22 protein-coding genes and 1 pseudogene are annotated in these 18,700 nt (G+C 67.1%); 19 read left to right on the plus strand and 4 right to left on the minus strand.

Annotated elements, in window-relative coordinates:
- Positions 1-5 precede the first annotated feature (5 nt).
- Both ABZ420_RS33085 and ABZ420_RS33090 read left to right on the plus strand, forming a co-directional pair.
- On the plus strand, positions 6-941 hold the full coding sequence (locus tag ABZ420_RS33085) for an alpha/beta fold hydrolase (protein ID WP_357131271.1): 936 nt from the start codon (positions 6-8) through the stop codon (positions 939-941).
- A gap of 50 nt (positions 942-991) precedes the next feature.
- Positions 992-1,645: an ABC transporter ATP-binding protein gene (locus tag ABZ420_RS33090; RefSeq protein WP_357131274.1), complete on the plus strand. Its 654-nt coding sequence runs from the start codon at positions 992-994 to the stop codon at positions 1,643-1,645.
- A gap of 53 nt (positions 1,646-1,698) precedes the next feature.
- Here ABZ420_RS33090 and ABZ420_RS33095 read toward each other — a convergent pair whose 3' ends face one another.
- Positions 1,699-2,175 (minus strand): hotdog fold domain-containing protein, encoded by a 477-nt coding sequence (locus ABZ420_RS33095; RefSeq protein WP_357131276.1) that lies wholly within the window; start codon positions 2,173-2,175, stop codon positions 1,699-1,701.
- Positions 2,176-2,607: 432 nt separating this feature from the next.
- Between ABZ420_RS33095 and rpsJ the strand changes: the two genes are divergently transcribed.
- The 12 genes and pseudogenes from rpsJ (at position 2,608) to ABZ420_RS33155 (ending at position 8,891) form a co-directional block, all read left to right on the plus strand.
- Entirely contained in the window at positions 2,608-2,913 is a 306-nt protein-coding gene (rpsJ, locus tag ABZ420_RS33100) for a 30S ribosomal protein S10 (RefSeq protein ID WP_003938093.1), read from the plus strand.
- A gap of 14 nt (positions 2,914-2,927) precedes the next feature.
- Complete coding sequence (gene rplC, locus ABZ420_RS33105; RefSeq protein ID WP_062971941.1) at positions 2,928-3,593, plus strand: 50S ribosomal protein L3; 666 nt, start codon at positions 2,928-2,930, stop codon at positions 3,591-3,593.
- Positions 3,590-4,264, plus strand: a complete 675-nt coding sequence (gene rplD / locus ABZ420_RS33110; RefSeq protein WP_357131278.1) for a 50S ribosomal protein L4 — start codon at positions 3,590-3,592, stop codon at positions 4,262-4,264. Before rplC ends, rplD begins: the two co-directional genes overlap by 4 nt.
- Positions 4,261-4,566, plus strand: a complete 306-nt coding sequence (gene rplW, locus ABZ420_RS33115) for a 50S ribosomal protein L23 (protein ID WP_029923608.1) — start codon at positions 4,261-4,263, stop codon at positions 4,564-4,566. Before rplD ends, rplW begins: the two co-directional genes overlap by 4 nt.
- A 33-nt stretch (positions 4,567-4,599) precedes the next feature.
- Positions 4,600-5,436 carry a 50S ribosomal protein L2 gene (rplB, locus tag ABZ420_RS33120; protein ID WP_040864840.1) on the plus strand — a complete coding sequence of 279 codons (837 nt, stop codon included), beginning with the start codon at positions 4,600-4,602 and terminating at the stop codon, positions 5,434-5,436.
- A gap of 15 nt (positions 5,437-5,451) precedes the next feature.
- Positions 5,452-5,733: a 30S ribosomal protein S19 gene (rpsS, locus tag ABZ420_RS33125; protein ID WP_039795442.1), complete on the plus strand. Its 282-nt coding sequence runs from the start codon at positions 5,452-5,454 to the stop codon at positions 5,731-5,733.
- A complete protein-coding gene (rplV, locus tag ABZ420_RS33130) occupies positions 5,730-6,134 on the plus strand; it encodes a 50S ribosomal protein L22 (RefSeq protein WP_040864841.1) in 405 nt (134 codons plus the stop codon). The genes rpsS and rplV overlap by 4 nt, the downstream gene beginning before the upstream one ends.
- Positions 6,135-6,929 carry a 30S ribosomal protein S3 gene (gene rpsC / locus ABZ420_RS33135; RefSeq protein ID WP_040774085.1) on the plus strand — a complete coding sequence of 265 codons (795 nt, stop codon included), beginning with the start codon at positions 6,135-6,137 and terminating at the stop codon, positions 6,927-6,929.
- Between the two features lie 3 nt (positions 6,930-6,932).
- Entirely contained in the window at positions 6,933-7,349 is a 417-nt protein-coding gene (rplP, locus tag ABZ420_RS33140) for a 50S ribosomal protein L16 (protein ID WP_040864842.1), read from the plus strand.
- Positions 7,349-7,588, plus strand: a complete 240-nt coding sequence (rpmC, locus tag ABZ420_RS33145; RefSeq protein ID WP_040864843.1) for a 50S ribosomal protein L29 — start codon at positions 7,349-7,351, stop codon at positions 7,586-7,588. Before rplP ends, rpmC begins: the two co-directional genes overlap by 1 nt.
- 20 nt (positions 7,589-7,608) lie before the next feature.
- A pseudogene (gene rpsQ, locus ABZ420_RS33150) lies at positions 7,609-7,857 on the plus strand (30S ribosomal protein S17); the annotation flags it as partial.
- A 212-nt stretch (positions 7,858-8,069) separates the two neighbouring features.
- Positions 8,070-8,891, plus strand: a complete 822-nt coding sequence (locus ABZ420_RS33155; RefSeq protein WP_357131281.1) for a phosphatase — start codon at positions 8,070-8,072, stop codon at positions 8,889-8,891.
- Between the two features lie 2 nt (positions 8,892-8,893).
- On the opposite strand, the gene ABZ420_RS33160 is transcribed toward ABZ420_RS33155, so the two are convergent.
- Entirely contained in the window at positions 8,894-9,799 is a 906-nt protein-coding gene (locus ABZ420_RS33160; RefSeq protein ID WP_357131284.1) for an NAD-dependent epimerase/dehydratase family protein, read from the minus strand.
- An 88-nt stretch (positions 9,800-9,887) separates the two neighbouring features.
- Between ABZ420_RS33160 and ABZ420_RS33165 the strand changes: the two genes are divergently transcribed.
- Both ABZ420_RS33165 and ABZ420_RS33170 read left to right on the plus strand, forming a co-directional pair.
- Entirely contained in the window at positions 9,888-10,112 is a 225-nt protein-coding gene (locus ABZ420_RS33165) for a CopG family transcriptional regulator (RefSeq protein WP_357131287.1), read from the plus strand.
- Positions 10,109-10,555, plus strand: coding sequence for a PIN domain-containing protein (locus ABZ420_RS33170; protein ID WP_357131290.1), 447 nt, complete (start codon positions 10,109-10,111; stop codon positions 10,553-10,555). Before ABZ420_RS33165 ends, ABZ420_RS33170 begins: the two co-directional genes overlap by 4 nt.
- 26 nt (positions 10,556-10,581) lie before the next feature.
- On the opposite strand, the gene ABZ420_RS33175 is transcribed toward ABZ420_RS33170, so the two are convergent.
- Positions 10,582-11,475, minus strand: coding sequence for an IS5 family transposase (locus tag ABZ420_RS33175; protein ID WP_357131293.1), 894 nt, complete (start codon positions 11,473-11,475; stop codon positions 10,582-10,584).
- Positions 11,476-11,679: 204 nt separating this feature from the next.
- Between ABZ420_RS33175 and ABZ420_RS33180 the strand changes: the two genes are divergently transcribed.
- From ABZ420_RS33180 to ABZ420_RS33190, 3 genes are all read left to right on the plus strand, one after another.
- Positions 11,680-12,135 carry an NUDIX hydrolase gene (locus tag ABZ420_RS33180; RefSeq protein ID WP_357131296.1) on the plus strand — a complete coding sequence of 152 codons (456 nt, stop codon included), beginning with the start codon at positions 11,680-11,682 and terminating at the stop codon, positions 12,133-12,135.
- 187 nt (positions 12,136-12,322) lie between these two features.
- Positions 12,323-12,793: an EXLDI protein gene (locus tag ABZ420_RS33185; protein ID WP_357131299.1), complete on the plus strand. Its 471-nt coding sequence runs from the start codon at positions 12,323-12,325 to the stop codon at positions 12,791-12,793.
- A 43-nt stretch (positions 12,794-12,836) separates the two neighbouring features.
- The gene (locus tag ABZ420_RS33190; protein ID WP_357131302.1) at positions 12,837-14,990 is read left to right on the plus strand and encodes an MMPL family transporter; all 2,154 of its coding nucleotides are present in this window, start codon (positions 12,837-12,839) and stop codon (positions 14,988-14,990) included.
- A 154-nt stretch (positions 14,991-15,144) separates the two neighbouring features.
- Here the strand turns inward: ABZ420_RS33190 and ABZ420_RS33195 are convergent, their stop codons facing one another.
- On the minus strand, positions 15,145-18,138 hold the full coding sequence (locus tag ABZ420_RS33195; RefSeq protein WP_357131305.1) for a hypothetical protein: 2,994 nt from the start codon (positions 18,136-18,138) through the stop codon (positions 15,145-15,147).
- Between the last annotated feature and the right edge of the window lie 562 nt (positions 18,139-18,700).

Genomic DNA, 18,700 nt, shown 5'->3' on the forward strand with positions numbered 1-18,700 from the left:
AAGAGATGCTTATTCGCTCCCGGGCCGCGCGAGTCGTCGGTCTGCTGTTGGTCGCGGCCTGCGCGGCACTGTCGCACGCGCCGAGCGCGGGCGCCGCCCCAGAGACACCGGCGCTGGACGGCGCCAACGATCGGTCGTGCAGGCCCACCGGGGCACGGCCGGAGCCGGTGGTGCTCGTGCACGGCTCGGGTACCGATATCGGCCGCAGTTTCCCCCTGCTCGCGCCCGCCATCCGGGCCGAGGGGCATTGCGTATTCGCCGCGAATCTCGGTGCCGCTCCGGGTGTGGTCGACGCGGTGAGCGGGCAGACCGGCTCCAGTTCCACCGGCATCGGGCCGATCGGCGCGGCATTGCTGGGTCGCGCGGTCTACGGCGTGGCCGACATCGATCGGATGGCGGGCGAACTCGCCGAAGTCGTGCGGTCGGTGCGGGAGACCACGGGTGCGAGCCGGGTGGCGCTGGTCGGCCACTCCACCGGCGGCACCGTGATCCGGCAGTACCTGCGCGCTCGCGGCGCGGAGGCGGTGTCCCGGGTGGTGACGCTCGGCACCCCGTACCGGGGCACGACCTGGGACGGTTTGCGCGCGGGCTACCCGGATCTGGCCGCACTCGGCCTGGGCAACGCGCAGATCGCGGCCCAGGTCTTCGGAACTCCGGGGCAACAGCAGGTGGTCGGGTCACCGCTGCTGAACCGGCTGAACGCGGGAGGCGAGACCGTGCCCGGTGTCCGGTACACGGCCATCGCCTCCCGCGCCGACCGGGTGATCACGCCGCAGGACACCGCCGTGCTCGCCGCGCCCGGCGCCGCCGACCGCAACGTCTGGCTACAGGACGGATGCCCCGGCAACACCGCCGACCACAGCGGCATGCTGGAAGACCCGCGCGCCGCCGCCGCCGTGCTCTCCGCGCTCGCCGGAGACCAGCGAGCGTTGCCCTGCTGATCCGGACCCGGGCCGGACACGATCATTCGAGACGAAGATGGAGAACCGCGGTGGGTCTCGGCATCACCTGTAGGGGCCTGCGCCGCGAATTCGCGGGAGTCGTCGTGGTCGACGACGTGACATTCCGTGCTCCCGCGGGCCGAGTCACCGGCGTGGTCGGACCGAACGGCGCGGGAAAGACGACCCTGTTGTCGATGCTCGCCGGTCGATTGCGGCCGCACCGAGGACATTTGCGCGTGGAGGACGCTGATCCGAGCGTCGAACCTTGGGTGGTCCGATCCAGGGTCGGCTGGGTTCCCGACGTCTACGAAGGCGCCGAGACCTGGTCGATCCGGGAAGTGGTGGAGTATTCGGCGAAAATCGCCGGTCACACCGGAGCCGCGGCCGCCGAACTCGTCGATCGGGCATTGCATCTCGCTCGTTTGACCGATTCGTCTTCGACGCCCGTTCTCCGCCTCTCCCGGAGCGAGAAGAAGTGGCTGGGGCTGGCCGCGGCGCTGGCCGCCGGTACCGCCGCGCTCGTGCTGGACAACCCGACGGCCGATTTGGACGACGAAGGCCGGCGCTATCTGTCCGGAATGCTGCGGGCCCTCGCCCAGCAGGGTATGACGATCGTCGTTTCGGCTTGTGCCGAAGAGGACCTCGCCGGATGCGCGGAGGAGATTCTGCGCATCGATCACGGTCGAGTCGTCGCTACCGCGTGACGGCTCGATCTCGCCGCATCCGCGGCTTTCGCGCGCCGACCGCGGGCTCGTGACTACTTGGGCGTGACCCAGGTGGTGATATCGGCGTGCACGACCTCCAGGCCGTGCTTGTCGTAGATCGACACCGGCACCACGATCTCGCGGCCCTCGGTGACAGTCGCGAAATCCGGGAGTTCCGGCAGCTTCGCGACGGCCCGCAGCGCGGTCTCGGCTTTGGCCAGGTACCGCACGTTCATCGCCTTGGGAATCCACCGGTGCGTCGAAGGCACCGTCGCCTCGCTGAGCATGCCCATGGCGACCTCGGCCAGATTGCACGCCGCGATGGCGTGGAAAGTGCCCAGATGATTGTGGATTCCGAACCACTTCGGCGAGGTCACCTCGCACAGCCCCGGTTCGAGCCGGACCACGTTCGGCAACACGGTGCCGAAGTAGGGCACCCGAGCCACCATCCCGAGCGAGAACAGGGCGTGCCCCAGCCGGTTGTCGGGCAGCTTCTTCCACCCGCGGTAGGTCGCGGTCTCTTTCGCCATACGCGCATCTTACTCAAAAGTAAGTTTCTCGACACCCCACCGATTTGAAGTGACTCCCGGGGGTCGTGCATACTGTTCGGGTTGCCCTGCACCGGGCCACGTCTGTTTCCCAGTGAAACGGGCGGTCGGGCGGGGCGAGCAGTACCCCATCAAGTACCTCGCCGGGTTTCCGGCGTGGGTACGTCCGGGACAGTGTTCCAGGTCTGAGGCGCAGTGCGATCCGAGGCCGAGGAATGAGCGGACGGGCGACACGCCCGACCGCGTGGACCGGAGAACCATGACAGATGAACAGCGGCGAGATCGGGCATGCCCGGTCATGAGTCTCCACTGAGACGTCTTCGTGTGTTCGGGCTGTGCAAATGAGGGTGGTCCAGCGGACCGGCGTAGCCGGCTTCCGGATCACGAAGGAAAGCGGAGAAAAGGACACTTAGCGTGGCGGGACAAAAGATCCGCATCAGGCTCAAGGCCTATGACCACGAGGCGATCGACGCATCGGCGCGCAAGATCGTGGAGACGGTGACCCGCACCGGGGCACGCGTCGTCGGCCCGGTGCCGTTGCCGACCGAGAAGAACGTGTACTGCGTCATCCGTTCGCCGCACAAGTACAAGGACTCGCGCGAGCACTTCGAGATGCGTACGCACAAGCGCCTCATCGACATCCTCGACCCGACGCCGAAGACGGTGGACGCGCTCATGCGCATCGACCTGCCGGCCAGCGTCGACGTCAACATTCAGTGACGGGGACTCGAGACATGACTGACAACAAGAACAGGCCGGCCGCCGGCATCCTGGGCACCAAGCTCGGCATGACCCAGGTCTTCGACGACAAGAACCGCGTCGTTCCCGTGACCGTCATCAAGGCCGGGCCGAACGTCGTCACCCAGATCCGCACCGAGGAGCGCGACGGCTACAGCGCCGTCCAGGTCGCTTTCGGCGCCATCGACCCGCGCAAGGTGAACAAGCCGGTCTCCGGCCAGTTCGCCAAGGCCGGTGTCACCCCGCGCCGCCATGTCGCCGAGATCCGCGTCGCGGACGCCTCCACCTTCGAGGTCGGCCAGGAGATCAGCGCCGACGTGTTCGAAGAGGGCAGCTACGTCGACGTCACCGGCACCAGCAAGGGCAAGGGCTTCGCGGGCACCATGAAGCGCCACGGCTTCCGTGGCCAGGGTGCCTCGCACGGTGCGCAGGCCGTGCACCGTCGTCCGGGTTCGATCGGTGGCTGTGCCACCCCCGGCCGCGTGTTCAAGGGCATGCGCATGTCGGGCCGGATGGGTAACGACCGCGTCACCACGCAGAACCTCTCGGTGCACAAGGTCGACGCCGAGAACGGCCTGCTGCTGATCAAGGGAGCGATCCCGGGTCGCAAGGGCGGCGTCGTGATCGTCAAGAGCGCCGTGAAGGGTGGTGCGCACGCATGACCAGCCTCGAGAAGAAGGCCAACCTGACGCTGCCGGTCAAGGAGATCGGCGGCAAGACCAACGGCACCGTCGATCTCCCCGCGGAGATCTTCGACGTGACCGCCAACATCGCGTTGATGCACCAGGTCGTCGTGGCCCAGCAGGCCGCGGCCCGCCAGGGCACGCATGCGACCAAGACGCGTGGCCAGGTCTCCGGTGGCGGCAAGAAGCCGTACCGGCAGAAGGGCACCGGCCGCGCCCGCCAGGGTTCGACCCGCGCGCCGCAGTTCGCCGGTGGTGGCACCGTGCACGGCCCGCAGCCGCGCGACTACACCCAGCGCCTGCCCAAGAAGATGAAGGCCGCCGCCCTGCGTGGCGCCCTGTCCGACCGGGCTCGCAACGAGCGCATCCACGTGATCACCGAACTGGTGGCCGGCCAGACCCCGTCCACCAAGACCGCCAAGAGCTTCCTGGCCGAGTTGTCGGACCGCAAGAAGTTCCTGGTCGTGGTGGGCCGCGAGGACGTCGCCGCGTGGAAGAGCCTGGCGAACCTGCAGAACGTGCACCCGATCGCCCCCGACCAGCTCAACACCTACGACGTCCTCAACAGTGACGACGTGGTGTTCAGCGTCGAGGCGCTCAACGCGTTCGTGCACGGCCCGGCCGAGGCTGCACAGGAGGAGAGCAAGTGACCACCATCGCCGACCCCCGCGACATTCTGCTGGCGCCGGTCATCTCCGAGAAGTCCTACGGACTGATCGAGGAAGGCACCTACACCTTCCTGGTGCACCCGGACTCGAACAAGACGCAGATCAAGATCGCCGTGGAGAAGGTCTTCGGTGTGAAGGTGACCAGCGTCAACACCGCCAACCGTCAGGGCAAGCGCAAGCGGACCCGCTTCGGTTACGGCAAGCGCAAGAGCACCAAGCGCGCGCTCGTGACCATCTCGGCCGACAGCAAGCCCATCGAGATCTTCGGAGGCCCGGTCGCGTAAGCGCTCGGGAATCCAGAAAGTAGAGAAGAACTCATGGCAATCCGTAAGTACAAGCCGACTACGCCGGGCCGTCGTGGCGCCAGCGTCTCGGACTTCGCCGAGATCACCCGGTCGACCCCGGAGAAGTCGCTGCTGCGCCCGCTGTCCAAGTCCGGCGGCCGCAACGCTCACGGCCGGATCACCACCCGGCACCGCGGTGGCGGGCACAAGCGCGCCTACCGTCTGATCGACTTCCGTCGTTTGGACAAGGACGGCATCCCGGCCAAGGTCGCGCACATCGAGTACGACCCGAACCGCACCGCGAACATCGCGCTGCTGCACTTCGTGGACGGCGAGAAGCGCTACATCATCGCCCCCAAGGGCGTGACGCAGGGCACCCGCATCGAGTCCGGCCCGACGGCCGACATCAAGCCGGGCAACAACCTGCCGCTGCGCAACATCCCGACCGGTACCACCATCCACGCGGTGGAGCTGCGTCCGGGCGGCGGCGCCAAGCTGGCCCGCTCGGCCGGCATGAGCATCCAGCTCCTCGGTAAGGAAGGCCCCTACGCCACGCTGCGTATGCCCTCCGGTGAGATCCGCCGCGTCGACGTGCGCTGCCGCGCCACCGTCGGCGAGGTCGGCAATGCCGAGCAGTCGAACATCAACTGGGGTAAGGCCGGCCGTATGCGCTGGAAGGGTCGCCGCCCCACGGTCCGTGGTGTCGTCATGAACCCGGTCGACCACCCGCATGGTGGTGGTGAGGGCAAGACCTCCGGTGGTCGCCACCCGGTCTCGCCGTGGGGTCAGCCGGAAGGCCGCACCCGCAAGCCCAACCGTCCGAGCGACAAGCTCATCGTCCGCCGTCGCAAGACCGGCAAGAAGCGCTGAAGGAGGAGGTAAGAAATGCCACGCAGCCTCAAGAAAGGCCCGTTTGTCGACGACCACCTCCTCGCGAAGGTGGACGTGCAGAACGAGAAGGGCACCAAGCAGGTCATCAAGACCTGGTCGCGTCGTTCGACCATCATCCCCGATTTCATCGGACACACGTTCGCGGTGCACGACGGCCGCAAGCACGTGCCGGTGTTCGTCTCGGACAACATGGTCGGGCACAAGCTCGGTGAGTTCGCGCCGACCAGGACGTTCAAGAGCCACGTCAAGGAAGACCGGAAGAGCAAGCGGCGATGACGACGACCGAGACTCAGAACCCGACTGCGCGCGCGACCGCCAAGCACGTTCGCGTGACCCCGATGAAGGCACGCCGTGTCGTGGACCTGGTCCGCGGCAAGCGCGTCGAGGACGCCCTCGCCCTGCTGAAGTTCGCGCCCCAGGCCGCGAGCGAGCCGGTCGCCAAGGTCGTCGCCAGTGCCGCCGCCAACGCCGAGAACAACCTCGGCCTGAACCCGGCCACGCTGGTCATCTCGACCGCCTACGTCGATGAGGGTACGACCCTGAAGCGGTTCCAGCCGCGTGCCCAGGGCCGTGCGTTCCGCATCCGCAAGCGCACCAGCCACATCACCATCGAGGTCGAGAGCATCCCCACCGCCGGTGGATCCACTCGTAACCGCCGGAAGGGAGGGGCAAAGTAAATGGGACAGAAGATCAATCCCCATGGCTTCCGCCTCGGTATCACCACCGACTGGAAGTCGCGCTGGTACGCGGACAAGCAGTACGCGGACTACGTGAAGGAAGACGTCGCGATCCGCAAGCTCCTGGCCACCGGCATGGAGCGGGCGGGCATCTCCAAGGTCGAGATCGAGCGCACCCGTGACCGCGTTCGGGTGGACATCCACACCGCGCGTCCCGGCATCGTGATCGGCCGCCGCGGCGCCGAGGCCGACCGCATCCGCGCCGAGCTGGAGAAGCTCACCGGCAAGCAGGTGCAGCTGAACATCCTCGAGGTGAAGAACCCCGAGTCGGATGCGCAGCTGGTCGCCCAGGCCGTCGCGGAGCAGCTGTCCAACCGTGTGGCGTTCCGTCGCGCGATGCGCAAGGCCATCCAGTCGGCCATGCGTTCGCCGAACGTCAAGGGCATCCGTGTGCAGTGCTCGGGCCGCCTCGGTGGCGCCGAGATGTCGCGCTCGGAGTTCTACCGCGAGGGTCGGGTGCCGCTGCACACGCTGCGCGCCGACATCGACTACGGCCTCTACGAGGCCAAGACCACCTTCGGTCGCATCGGCGTGAAGGTCTGGATCTACAAGGGCGACATCGTCGGTGGCAAGCGTGAGCTCGCCGCCGCTGCCGCCGCGCCCGAGCGTCCGCGCCGGGAGCGGCCGAGCCGTCCGCGTCGTTCCGGTTCCGCAGGCACCACCGCGACCAGCACCGAGGCCGGGCGCGCCGCCACCGCGGTGGCCGACGCGCCGGCAGAGACACAGGAGGGCTGACGCATGCTGATGCCTCGCAAGGTGAAGCACCGCAAGCAGCATCACCCGGGTCGTTCCGGCATGGCCAAGGGCGGCACCTCGGTGGCGTTCGGCGAGTTCGGCATCCAGGCGCTGGAGCCGGCGTACGTCACCAACCGGCAGATCGAGTCGGCGCGTATCGCGATGACTCGCCACATCCGCCGTGGCGGCAAGATCTGGATCAACATCTACCCGGATCGCCCGCTGACCAAGAAGCCCGCCGAGACCCGCATGGGTTCCGGTAAGGGTTCGCCGGAGTGGTGGGTCGCGAACGTCAAGCCCGGTCGCGTGATGTTCGAGATGAGCTACCCGAACGAGGAGACCGCTCGTGAGGCCCTGCGCCGCGCGATGCACAAGCTCCCGATGAAGTGCAGGATCGTGACCAGGGAGGAGCAGTTCTGATGGCTACCGGAACACCGGCCGCAGAGCTCCGCGAGCTCACCGAAGAGGAGTTGGTGGCCAAGCTGCGCGACTCCAAGGAAGAGCTGTTCAACCTGCGCTTCCAGATGGCGACGGGTCAGCTGGACAACAACCGTCGTCTGCGCGTCGTCCGTCACGAGATCGCGCGCATCTACACGGTCATGCGTGAGCGCGAGCTCGGTCTGGCCACCGGACCCGCTGGCAAGGGAGATGCCGCATGAGCGACAAAGTAGAAGGGCAGCGCGGCACCCGCAAGGTGCGTGTCGGTTACGTTGTCTCGGACAAGATGAACAAGACGATCGTCGTCGAGCTGGAAGACCGCCACCGGCACCCGCTCTACGGCAAGATCATTCGCACCACCTCGAAGGTGAAGGCGCACGACGAGAACGAGATCGCCGGCATCGGCGACCGCGTTCAGCTGATGGAGACCCGTCCGCTGTCGGCCACCAAGCGCTGGCGTCTGGTCGAGGTCCTGGAGAGGGCCAAGTAAGCCCTTCCACGGCATGAAACCCGAAGGCCCGCTTCCCGTTCCGGGAGGCGGGCCTTCGCCGTATCCGGGCATGTCCGAATCACGGAATCGCGGTGGAGTACCCCTCTATGGGTACTGTCGTGGTTGTGTTGCGTGCACCGATCGAGCACGCCGCAAGCAGGCTCGTGGCCTGACCGATACGGCGAGCGAAGGCCGATGTGGAGGTGTGAGCGGTGGCATATGGGAATCGACCCGGCCGGCCCGATGACCGAGCGCTGCTGCGGGAGCATCTGCTGAGGACGCGGATCGCGGGGGATGTCGCGACGCCTCGGGAGGGGAATCTCTCGAATTATCGCAAGATGGTGGACAAAGATCCGGGGTACCAGTTCGGCCTGACGCTGAAGGATTGGACGTTCGCCGAAACCCTGGAGATGATGGCGCGTCTGTGCGGTGTCGACCCGAACCCACATCATCGGCGGGGGCCCGACACCATCGACGTCGACCTCACCCTGGACGCGCTCGACGCGATGGGGGCGCGGATCGGCCAGGCGGCCCGCCGTCAGGAGACCGTGATCCTGGCGACCGGGCATCCCCACACGCTCTTGGGCGTCTATCGTGCCGTCGAGGATGCGTTGCGTGCGGCGGGGTGCGTGGTGCTCGCACCCGCCGCCGGATGGTCATACCGGGTGACTACCCGTTTCGGACCGCAGAATCGCGAAATCATCTATACCTCGGGTGTTGCCGCGCTCGGCACCGACGACACGCTGGAACACACGCATGACCCGCACCCGATGCGGGCGATGCTCCGGGAGTTGCGCGATGCCGAGCCCGACCACTGGCCCGACCTGGTCGTCGCCGACCACGGATGGGCCGGTGCGGCGGGGGAAGCGGGCATCGAAACCGTCGGTTTCGCGGACAGCAACGATCCCGCCCTGTTCGCCGGCCACGCCGAGGGAAAGATCGCCGTCACGGTGCCCCTCGACGACGGCATCCGCCCCGACCACTACCAGCCGTTGACCACCTACCTGCTCGACCGGGCGGGTCTGGGCCGATGACGTCAGCGCGAATTACGCCGGTCGTCGTCGGAGATGTCGCGGACTATGCTCTCGAGCTCGGAATGCCTCGGATACCAACCTAATTCGGCCGCAGCCTTGGCGGGGTCGCTGACCAATGCGGCCGGTTCCGGCGCCGGTGGACGATGGATCAGCTGGATTCGACGGCCGGTCTGCTGTTCGACGGCGGCGACGACGTCGAGGACGCTGCTGCCCTGCCCACTGCCGATGAGGTACCGCGAGAACCCGCCCGGCGGTGTCTTCTCGAGGCACGCGGCGAAAGCGGCTGCGGCATCGTCGATGTGCAGGTAGTCGCGTACCGCGCTGCCGTCGCCGTTCACCTCCAATGCCGAACCGTTCATGGCGGCGGCGAACGTGCGGGGAATCAGGCGTGTGGGGTCGGGGTCGGCGCCGCCTGCCACGTTCATCAAACGGAGTACGGCAACCGACAAGCGTCCGGTGCCCGCCTGTGCGTGGAGCGCCCACTCTGCGGCCAGTTTGCTTGCCGCGTACGGGTGCGGCGGTGCGTCGGGCAGGCTTTCCGTCATCGGCTGACGCTCCGGCGTCCCGTATATCGAGCCGGTCGAGGCGAAGACGATCCGCGACACTCCGGCCGCGGCCATGGCCTCAAGCAAGGAGATGGTCCCGCCCGTATTGACGCGAAAGTACCGCAAGGGTTCGGTCATCGACTCGCGCGCGCGAGTGAGCCCGGCAAGATGGCACACCGCCTCCGCGCCGTCCAGCGCCTCGCGCAGCGCGGCGTCATCCAGCAGGTCGGCGACTCGCGCCGCCGTCTGCGAGGGCGAAATTCGCTTGCGAACCATCGCGATCGGCTCGTGCCCGGCTCTGCTCAGCAGGTGAACGACCGCCCGGCCGAGATAGCCGTTCGCTCCTGTGACGAGAACGCGCACCACACGATCTTGTCATCTAGCAGAACTAGCTATTGATGGGGGCGAAAGAAGACGACTCCTCTGATATCAGAGCTGATACCATGGTGATATGGCTTGGACCATGCGATTGCCGGAAGACGAAGAGTCGGCCCTGAATGCGCAAGCGGATGCCGAGGGGCGCTCGAAACATGAGATCACTCGCGATGCGGTCCGGGCGTACCTCATGCGCCATCGCAAGTGGGATTCGCCGTTGCTCGGTGATGACGAGACCTTCGATCTAGGCGGTCCCATCGGCAAGGATGACATACATAATGCGATGAACCGGCCCGCATGATCGTCATCGCAGACACCTCGGGCATCCTCGCGCTTTTCAATCGTTCGGATCCTGAGCATTTCGCGGTGCGCCGAGCCGCAGATTCAGCGAGCGCCATTGTCGTCACTCCGCTGGCGCTGACCGAGGTGCATCATGTTGCAAGTGCTCGCGCCGGACGCAAGGTGGCCGATGGCATCCTCGGTTTGATAGCTGACCGAGTGGCGTCGACGCGGATCGTCATCTCAGGCGTCGATGCGGCACAGTTGCATACTGCGGTCGATGTCCGTGGAAAATACGGCAACCTGAATCTCGACCTGGTGGATGCGGTGTGTGTGGCTCTGGCCGACGAGTTCGATACCGACACCATCCTCACGCTCGACCGCCGCGACTTCCGAACCTTGCGTCCGCTCGGTCGCTACTCGGCGTTCCGGATATTGCCGGACGATTGGCGGCCCGCTACCTAGGCAGTGTTTCGAAGTAGGTGTCGAGGTCACAGCCATTGGTCGATGGCGGCGATCTGGATGACGGCGAGGTAGCGGGTGGCGAGTTTCTCGTAGCGGGTGGCGACCGCGCGGTGTTGTTTGAGTCGGTTGATGCCGCGCTCGATGGTGTTGCGGTGCCGGTAGATCTCACGGTCGAACGCCGGTGGTCGCCCGCCCGCGCGGCCACGATTGCGGCGGTGTCCTGCTTGATCTGCCGGGACCGGGATCGTGGCGGGGATACCACGTTCGCGAAGGTAAGCGCGGTTGGCGGCCGAGGAATACGCCTTGTCCGCCAGTACCCGGTCCGGACGCACGCGTGCCCGGCCGCGACCCCGGCGCGGGACCCGGATGCCGTCGAGGACCCCGGCGAACTGGGGGCTGTCACCGGCTTGACCGGCGGTGAGCAGCAGCGACAACGGACGCAGGCGGTGTTCGCAGGCCAGATGAAGTTTGGTTCCCCATCCGCCCCGGGACCGCCCGAGTGCGTGATCGGCCGGTTCGTTGCGGTGGCCGCCGGGTGGCTCGGCCTGGCGGTCGCCGTCGCGGCGGGCTCCGGCGGCGTGGGAGTGGGCGCGCATGATCGTGGAGTCCACGCTGACCAGCCATCCGATCTGTTCGGCGGCGTCGGCGATCGCCTGAAGTTGCCGCAGCACATGTGCCCACACCCCAGCTCGGGTCCAGCGGCGGAACAGTGCGTAGATCGCCTGCCAGGATCCGTACTGCGGTGGGATGTCCCGCCACGGGCAGCCGACCCGGATCCGCCAGCGGATACCGTCGAGCAGGCGACGTCGGGTCCATCTCGAGGGACGGCCGGGTCGTTTCGGGGTGGGTAGCAGCGGTTCCAGCCGTGCCCATTGGGCATCGGACAGGTCCGCTCGCGCGGTCACCGCTAGGGTGGTCACGAGGTCTCCGGTGTTCAGTTGAATCTTGGTCGATCAACCAACTACCGGAGACCTCGCCATATCTCAAACCCCCAGCCTGCCAAACAGTCTCACACCTGCAGCGCTACTTCGAGACACTGCCTAGATGTGCCACATGTTCGGCGACAGTGCGACTCCCGGTGCTGGACAACGTCCTGACCGCGGGTTCGGCGATTTGCGCGGGTAATGAACGTCGGGCGAGCGCGGTTGGCTGCGGGGGCTTTGTTCGTTCGAGGTGACGAAATTCTGCTTGTGCACAAGACGTATGGCGATGGGTGGGATCTGCCGGGCGGGTATGTGGAGCCGGGGGAGGCACCGGCGGCGGCCTGTCGGCGGGAGGTCGGTGAGGAACTCGGGATCGACCGGGTCGCTCGTCGGCTGCTGGTACACGCTTGGGCGCCGAATCCTGGTGAGGGTGACAAGGTCCTGTACGTCTTCGATTGCGGCGAACTCGGCGCCGATGAGCGAGCGATCCGCTTGCGGGAATCGGAACTCGACGCCTGGCGCTGGGTGGCGATCGCCGACGTCGGTGAGGTCGCGATCCCGCGCTTGGCCCGGCGCGTGCGGCAGGCGCACCTGGCGCACATCGATGGCTTGCCTCGCTACCTCGAACACGGCCGTCCGCTCGGGCCGGTCGATTAGCTGCGCGCGGCCTCGGCGAGCTGGTGGGTCAGGGCTTGCGCTATACGTATACATCTACTTATAGTGAGACGGCGGCTCGGCCTGTCTGGAAACATGGATTTCGTGCTCGGAGAGGCGGATTCGGAACGGGCCGGTCTGTGGTAGACGCATGCCTGGATGCGCACTGATCTATGAAACGGGGAACATCATGACGACCGATCCGAACGACCTGAGCGGAGCCGGCACTGTCGAGGAGCGGGAATCCGGCGTCACCATCGTGAAAGCGCCCGCCGAACCGGGTGACCTCCGCCAGATCGTGTTGCGGGTGGGTCCGGGCGGCGGGCGCAGGCAGCGGTTCGTCGGCAGGCTGCTCGGTGAGTCGCGGGACTACGACAAGGCCGGGATGAACGTGGTGCGCGTCTACGTGAGCCGTAAAGGCAAGTACGTGGTGCACCGGCGGGAATCGAACTGGCGCGAAATGTTCGGCGCGATCGACTGGACCGACTGGAAGAATTGGCGCGAGCTGCTGGGGGTCGGCGGCGGTGAGCGCGAATGGGGTGACTACACGGTGGAGATCGTGGACTCGCCCGCTGAACTGGACGGCCGGATTCCGGAGCACATCTACCGGACGGTCGTCGATATCGCCGAGAACCCGACCTCGCAAGACCTTCAGATCTGAGACACCGCCGCTTTCGGCGAATCCGGAAAGGATTTCTTCGCAGATGTTCGCACGACTGGGGGCCGTGGTCGTCCACAATCCGTGGAAGGTGATCGGCCTGTGGCTGCTGCTCACCATCGCGGTGGTGGCCTCGGCGCCGGAACTCAAATCAACGACAGACCAATCCGCCTTCCTGCCTTCCCATTACGAGTCCATTCAGGCATTGGAGCTACAGCAGAAAGCTTTCCCGGACAGCTCAGCTCCCGCGGCGATCATCGTGTTCGCCCGCGAGGACGGCACGCCGTTGACCGACGCGGACGCGGCTTCGGTCGTGTCGATCGGCAACGAACTGCGTAACGCGCAGATCAAGGACGTCATCGGCATGCAACCGACGCCGCCGTCGGAGAATCGCCTGATCCAGATCATCGCGGTGCAGATGACGAAGGTGACCAATCCGAACGACACCACCCAAGGCGAAGCGGTCAAGGCGCTGCGAGCGAAACTGACCGAGCGCGTCGGTGATACCGAACTGAAGGCGGGCATCACCGGCCAGGCGGCGCAGGTACTGGACCAGCGCGAATCCGGCGACAAGGGCATGGCCATCATCGGCATCGCCACCGTGGTGCTGATCCTGGTGCTGTTGCTGATCATCTTCCGCAGCCCGGTGATCGCGTTGCTGCCGATCGTCGTGATCGGGGCGATCTCCAGCATGGTCAACGGATTGATCGCCGTGGTGGCCAAGGCCTTCGACTTGGAGATCGACGCATCGATCAGTGCCATCCTGGTGGTCGTGCTGTTCGGTGTCGGCACCGACTACATCCTGTTCCTGATGTTCCGTTACCGCGAACGGCTGCGTGCGGGCGAGGATCCGAAGACCGCCATGGTCAGCGCCGTCACCCGGGTGGGCGAGGCGATCACGTCCGCGGCGGGCGCGGTGATCATCGCGTTCATGGCGCTGGTGCTGTCCACGCTCGGCATGTTCCGCGCCATGGGCCCGGCACTGGCGATCGCGGTGGCGATCGCGCTCGCGGCGGGGCTGACGCTGGTGCCCGCGGTGGTCTCGCTGCTGGGCACCAAGGTGTTCTGGCCGTCCAAGGCGTGGCGCACCGAACCGAAGGGCGCGCGGTTCACCGCCCTCGGCAACGCGCTCGGTCGTCGGCCCGGTGTGTTCGCCGCGGCCTCCGGCGGTGTGCTGGTGGTGCTGGGGCTCTTCGCCCTCGGCTTTCACCCGACCTTCGATCTCAGCTCCGGGTCGACCTCGGAGGCGTCGGAATCCGTCGTCTACAGCAAGGAATTGGTCAAGGGATTGCCCGCCGGGACCACCCAGCCTTCGGATGTCCTGTTGCGATCCGACGGTGCGTTGACCGCCGAGCAGCTCACCGCCTACCGCAACGAGTTGGCCGGTGTGCCCGGTGTGGGACAGGTGGCCGAGCCGAAGTTGTCCGCCGACAAGACGATCGCCGACTTCGCGGTGACGCTGAATGCCGCGCCGGAGTCGGATGCCGCCCTGGACACCGTCAAGGGGCCGCTGCGCGACACCGCGCACTCCGCGGCGCCCGCGGGTACGACCGCCGCGGTCGGCGGTTTGACCTCGGTGTTCGTCGATTTCCAGGACGCGATGGCGCGGGACTACGCGATCGTCTTCCCGGTGGCGGCGATCCTGATCATGATCGTGCTCGGGTTGTTGCTCCGCAGTCTGGTTGCGCCGTGGTATCTGATGGCCTCGGTATTCCTCGGCTTCGCCGCCACGCTCGGCGCCGCGGTGCTGGTGTTCCAGCACTTCCGGGGCGAGACCGGCCTGATCTTCACGCTGCCGGTGATCATGTACCTGTTCGTCGTCGCGCTGGGCACCGACTACAACATCCTCATGGTCGCCCGGCTGCGGGAAGAGGCCCGCGAGGGCAACGAGCCGAAACAGGCCGCGGCACTGGCTCTGCGGCACACCGGACCCACCATCGCGGCGGCCGGCGTGATCCTGGCGGGAACGTTCGCGTCGATGATGCTTGCGGGTAACAACGTCCTCGCGCAGATGGGCTTCGCCATCTCGGTGGGTATCGCGATCGCGGCCTTCGTCATGGCCATGTTCTTCACGCCCGCGCTCACGGCGATCATCGGGCACAAGGCGTGGTGGCCGGGTCATGGTGATCAGAAGCCCGAAGGTTCGGGAACCGGCGCTCGCGTCGTGGAACCCGCCGTCGGTGTGAGCCGATCGGAATAGGAGCCGCTGGGCACGGGTGATCGACCCGGAACAGAGCTGTGCACCCGGATCCACCGGGTGCACAGCTTTTCGGGCGGCGAACGGTGCTACGTCGTCGGAGGAACTCGCCCGCGACTCCGGCGAGCCGGAAGCGACCGGCCGTCCGGGCGGGCGCTCAGCCGATGGCCGCGTAGGGGCGGTGGACTTTGAGCGCCGAGTCCAGCACGCGAGTGACCGCGGAGCGGGAGACGCCGAGTTCGTTCGCGATGGCGGGGGTCGAACCGCCCTGATCGGCGAGCGTCAGGATCTCCCTGACCTCCTCGATCGGCAGGGCGGACAGGCGCCGGTCGGTGATGGCCCGCGCGATCGCGGAGATCTCGTCGTCGTCGGTGTCGGCTTCCTCCGGCTCGGTGGGGAATTCGTCGTCCTCGTCGTCGGCATCGAGGATCGGCATCGGTTCGACGCGCGGGTGCGTGGGCTGGGGGGTTTCCTCGAGGGCCAGTTGTTCGCTCTCCGCGTCGGCGGAGCGGTCGTTCTGCTCGGCGGACGTCGACTTTCCGCGCTTCGCCGCGCGCGGAGCGGTGGCGTTCGGGTGCACCTGTGCGGCAGTGTCGGCGGTCGCGGCGGTCGGCGTGCGGATGGGTTCGGTGGAGCCCGGGTGCCGGGCCACGTCGTCGCCACGAAGTGCGCGCTCGATCGAATGTTCGCTCGGATGTTGGTTCGCATGCGGTGGTGTCGCGGTATTCGCCCGTGCCGACCGCTCGTCGAAACCGAATCCGTCGTGCAGGTCGGCGAGCGAGATCTGCTGGGCGGCACCGGGCTGCGCGGGTTCGAGACGCGGCTTCCGGCTGACGGGCGCAGACGCGTCTGCTCCGCTGATCGCGGCGTGCTCGGCATCGACCGGGAAGGACTGTGCCGCTTCCGGGCGGGCCGCTCGGCTCAGGTGTCCGTCGGTGCGGACATCCGAGACGCGATCGTCGATCGACGCGACCGGCTCGGATGACGGCGCCTCTTGGCCGCTGACAACAGACGCCGTCGCACTCTCGTCGGCAGCGTGGGTGCCCAGGTGGTCTTCCGCGGTGATGGAAGCGGTGTGCTTGTCGACCGGAAGAGGGTGCGGACCGATGTCGGCGGTGTGACCGTTGGTGATCGGACCAACGTTGTGCCCATTGCCTGCGGGAGCGGCAACCGTATGGCCGTTTATCCCGTGGACGCCGGTGATCCGCCCGTGGGGAGCATCGCCGTTCGCGAGGAACTCGGCTGTGTGGCCGTTGGGGGTGGGCCGAGCCGGATAACCGTTGGCCCGCAAGTGCTGCACGTTGGTCTCGGCCGGGGCGCCGGCGGTGTGGTTGTCGTCGGCCTGCGCGGGGTGTGCATTGCCGTTGGCAGGGGCAGCAGCGATGTCGGCGGCCGGTCGAACGGTGTATCCGTTGATCTGCGAGGGGTGTGCGTTGCTGTCGCCGGCGCGCTCGACGTTGCGGCCGTTGGCCTTTGAAGTGCTGGGGACCTGCTCGGGAGCAGCTTTGCCGGTGCTGGCGGGGAACCCGACGGTGTGGCTGTTGGTGGTCGGGTGGAATGTCTGCCCGTTGATCTGCGGAGGATGGTCGTTGCCGTCGGCCGGGGTCGCGATGGTGTGGCCGTTGGTGTTCGGGTGGAGTGTGTGTCCGTTGATCTGCGGGGATTGGGCGTTGCCGTCGGTGGTGTGGCCGTTCGTGGCCGGATGGACGGTCTGTCCGTTGATGCGCGGGTGGTGCGCGTTGCCGTTGACGGGGGAGTCGCTGGTCTTCGCATCGACCGGCCGGACGGTGTGGCCGTTCACCGAGAGGTCGGGAGTGTGGCCGTTGACTGTGGTCTGGAGCGGGTGGCCGGTCGGGGCCTGCGGAACTGTGGCACCGTTCGGGCTGGGGTCTACCGCATAGTCGTTGGTGGAACGCTCGTCGGCCGCGGAAGCGGGAGAGGGCATGCGCGCTTCGCCGTTCCTGGGGTTCGCCGCCGCGACCGGCGTGCGGTCGGCCACGGGCTGCTGCTCGAATTGGTGACCACTGGCCGATTGGGCGATCGAGCGGCCGTTGTGCGGCGAATCGACGGGGTGACCATGGGTTGGGCTGACAGGGATGTCCGAACCGGTGGACTCGTCGCGCCGGACCTCACGGTCACCAGCGGTCGGGTCGACTGGAGCGGAGCGCGGGTGAGCGTCTAGTCCACGATGATGGACATCGGGGTCGCCCAGCCGGTCCGCTCGAACTCCAAGCACCGCGTCGTGTTCACCGTGGCCGCTGTTCACGCGGGTGGTGCTGGTCTCTTCCCACGGAAGTCGGCCGCCGTTCGCCGCTGCGTCGAGCGTGTGGAAGCCACCATCCGGCATGCCCGTGGCAGGTTGCGCGTCGATCCGGATCATCTGCCGGTCGCGCTCGATCACCGGCGCGCCGTCGATCAGCACCGCGTACCGCGCGGCCACCCAGGCGTGCAGCCAGATCACGACGCCGACCATCACCGGCGCGATCGCGTACTCGGCGGCGCGGCCGAGGTCGCCCGCGGCGAGGTGTGGTCCGGTGTTGAGCGCGACGGTGGTGCCGAGCAGCGCCGCCTCGAAGAAGAGCACCTTGCCGCGCGCCAGCTCGCGGCCCCACCGCGCCGCGGTCGTGGCCGCGACCATGATGGTGATGATCGGGATCGAGATCATCGCCTCGATGCCGTAGCTCAACCAGTACAGCGGATCGGACATGTCGCCACTGGGCACCAGATTGTGCTGCACGTTGACCCCGGCCCACACCATGCCGAGGACGACGACCGCGATCAAGGCGCGCGACGACCACTCCGCCCGCCGGTAGAGCTGCGCCAGGCGCGCGTCCTCGCTGGAGGCCCGCCGCCGCGCCGCCAGCGCGCGCCGGTGCCAGCGGTCGTCCGCTTCCTCCGAGCGGCGCAACGCCGCCGCCGACTTCCGATCACGCTGCTCGGCGGCCAGCTCCGCCTCGATTTCCCGGCGCCGCTGCTTGCGTCGCTGCGCACGAATCCATTCCGCGAGTTCGCGCTCCGCGGTGATCTCGCGTTCGGACAGCACTTCCAACAGTGCCGGATCCAATTGCAGGGGCAATTTGCCGCGCGCGGTCTCGACTTGCTGTGCCAGCGCGGCAATCTCGGAACTACCGTTCGAGGGTTCGTCGGGCATCGCGAGCCTTCCCAAGAGCAGGTGTCATGTCGGGTGGTGGAGACATGAGTGCTCGAACATATGTGTGATCGGAGTGAGACTAAACCGACCTCTGCTCGTGGTCAATGTGGCGGTCTGCGGGCCGAAGGCGACACGCCGAACAGGCGAAATTCGTGGCCCGGCTCGAAAATCCGGATGAGCGGCGCTTTCATCGGTACTGTCCGCGTGTCGAAACTCCGTTCGAATCCTCGCATGACAAACGCGTGAAATTCTCCGCTACAACGTTCCCGCACACCTATGCCTCAGCCGAACGCCGACCCACCCCGCCAGCCGCGCCCGCGTCGTGGAAACGTAGCGACACCAAGCCCGCGTCGTTCGCGTCCGAAATGGTTGCCGTGCTCGTACCGAACGTGCCTGAACCGATCACCTGATCCTGCGCAAGCCACTGTCCGTATCTTCCACACTCCCGCGCCCAGCGCACCGCAACTCCCGGTTCCGAGCGAAGCGAGACCGAGCATCCGCCGTTCGCGGCCCGGCTCGCGTTTGCGCGGCCGCCGCGTCCGCCGACGCTTCCCCCGCGTCC

Origin of the sequence: Nocardia sp. NPDC005745 (genome assembly GCF_040630775.1) — a bacterium.
GTDB lineage: Bacteria > Actinomycetota > Actinomycetes > Mycobacteriales > Mycobacteriaceae > Nocardia.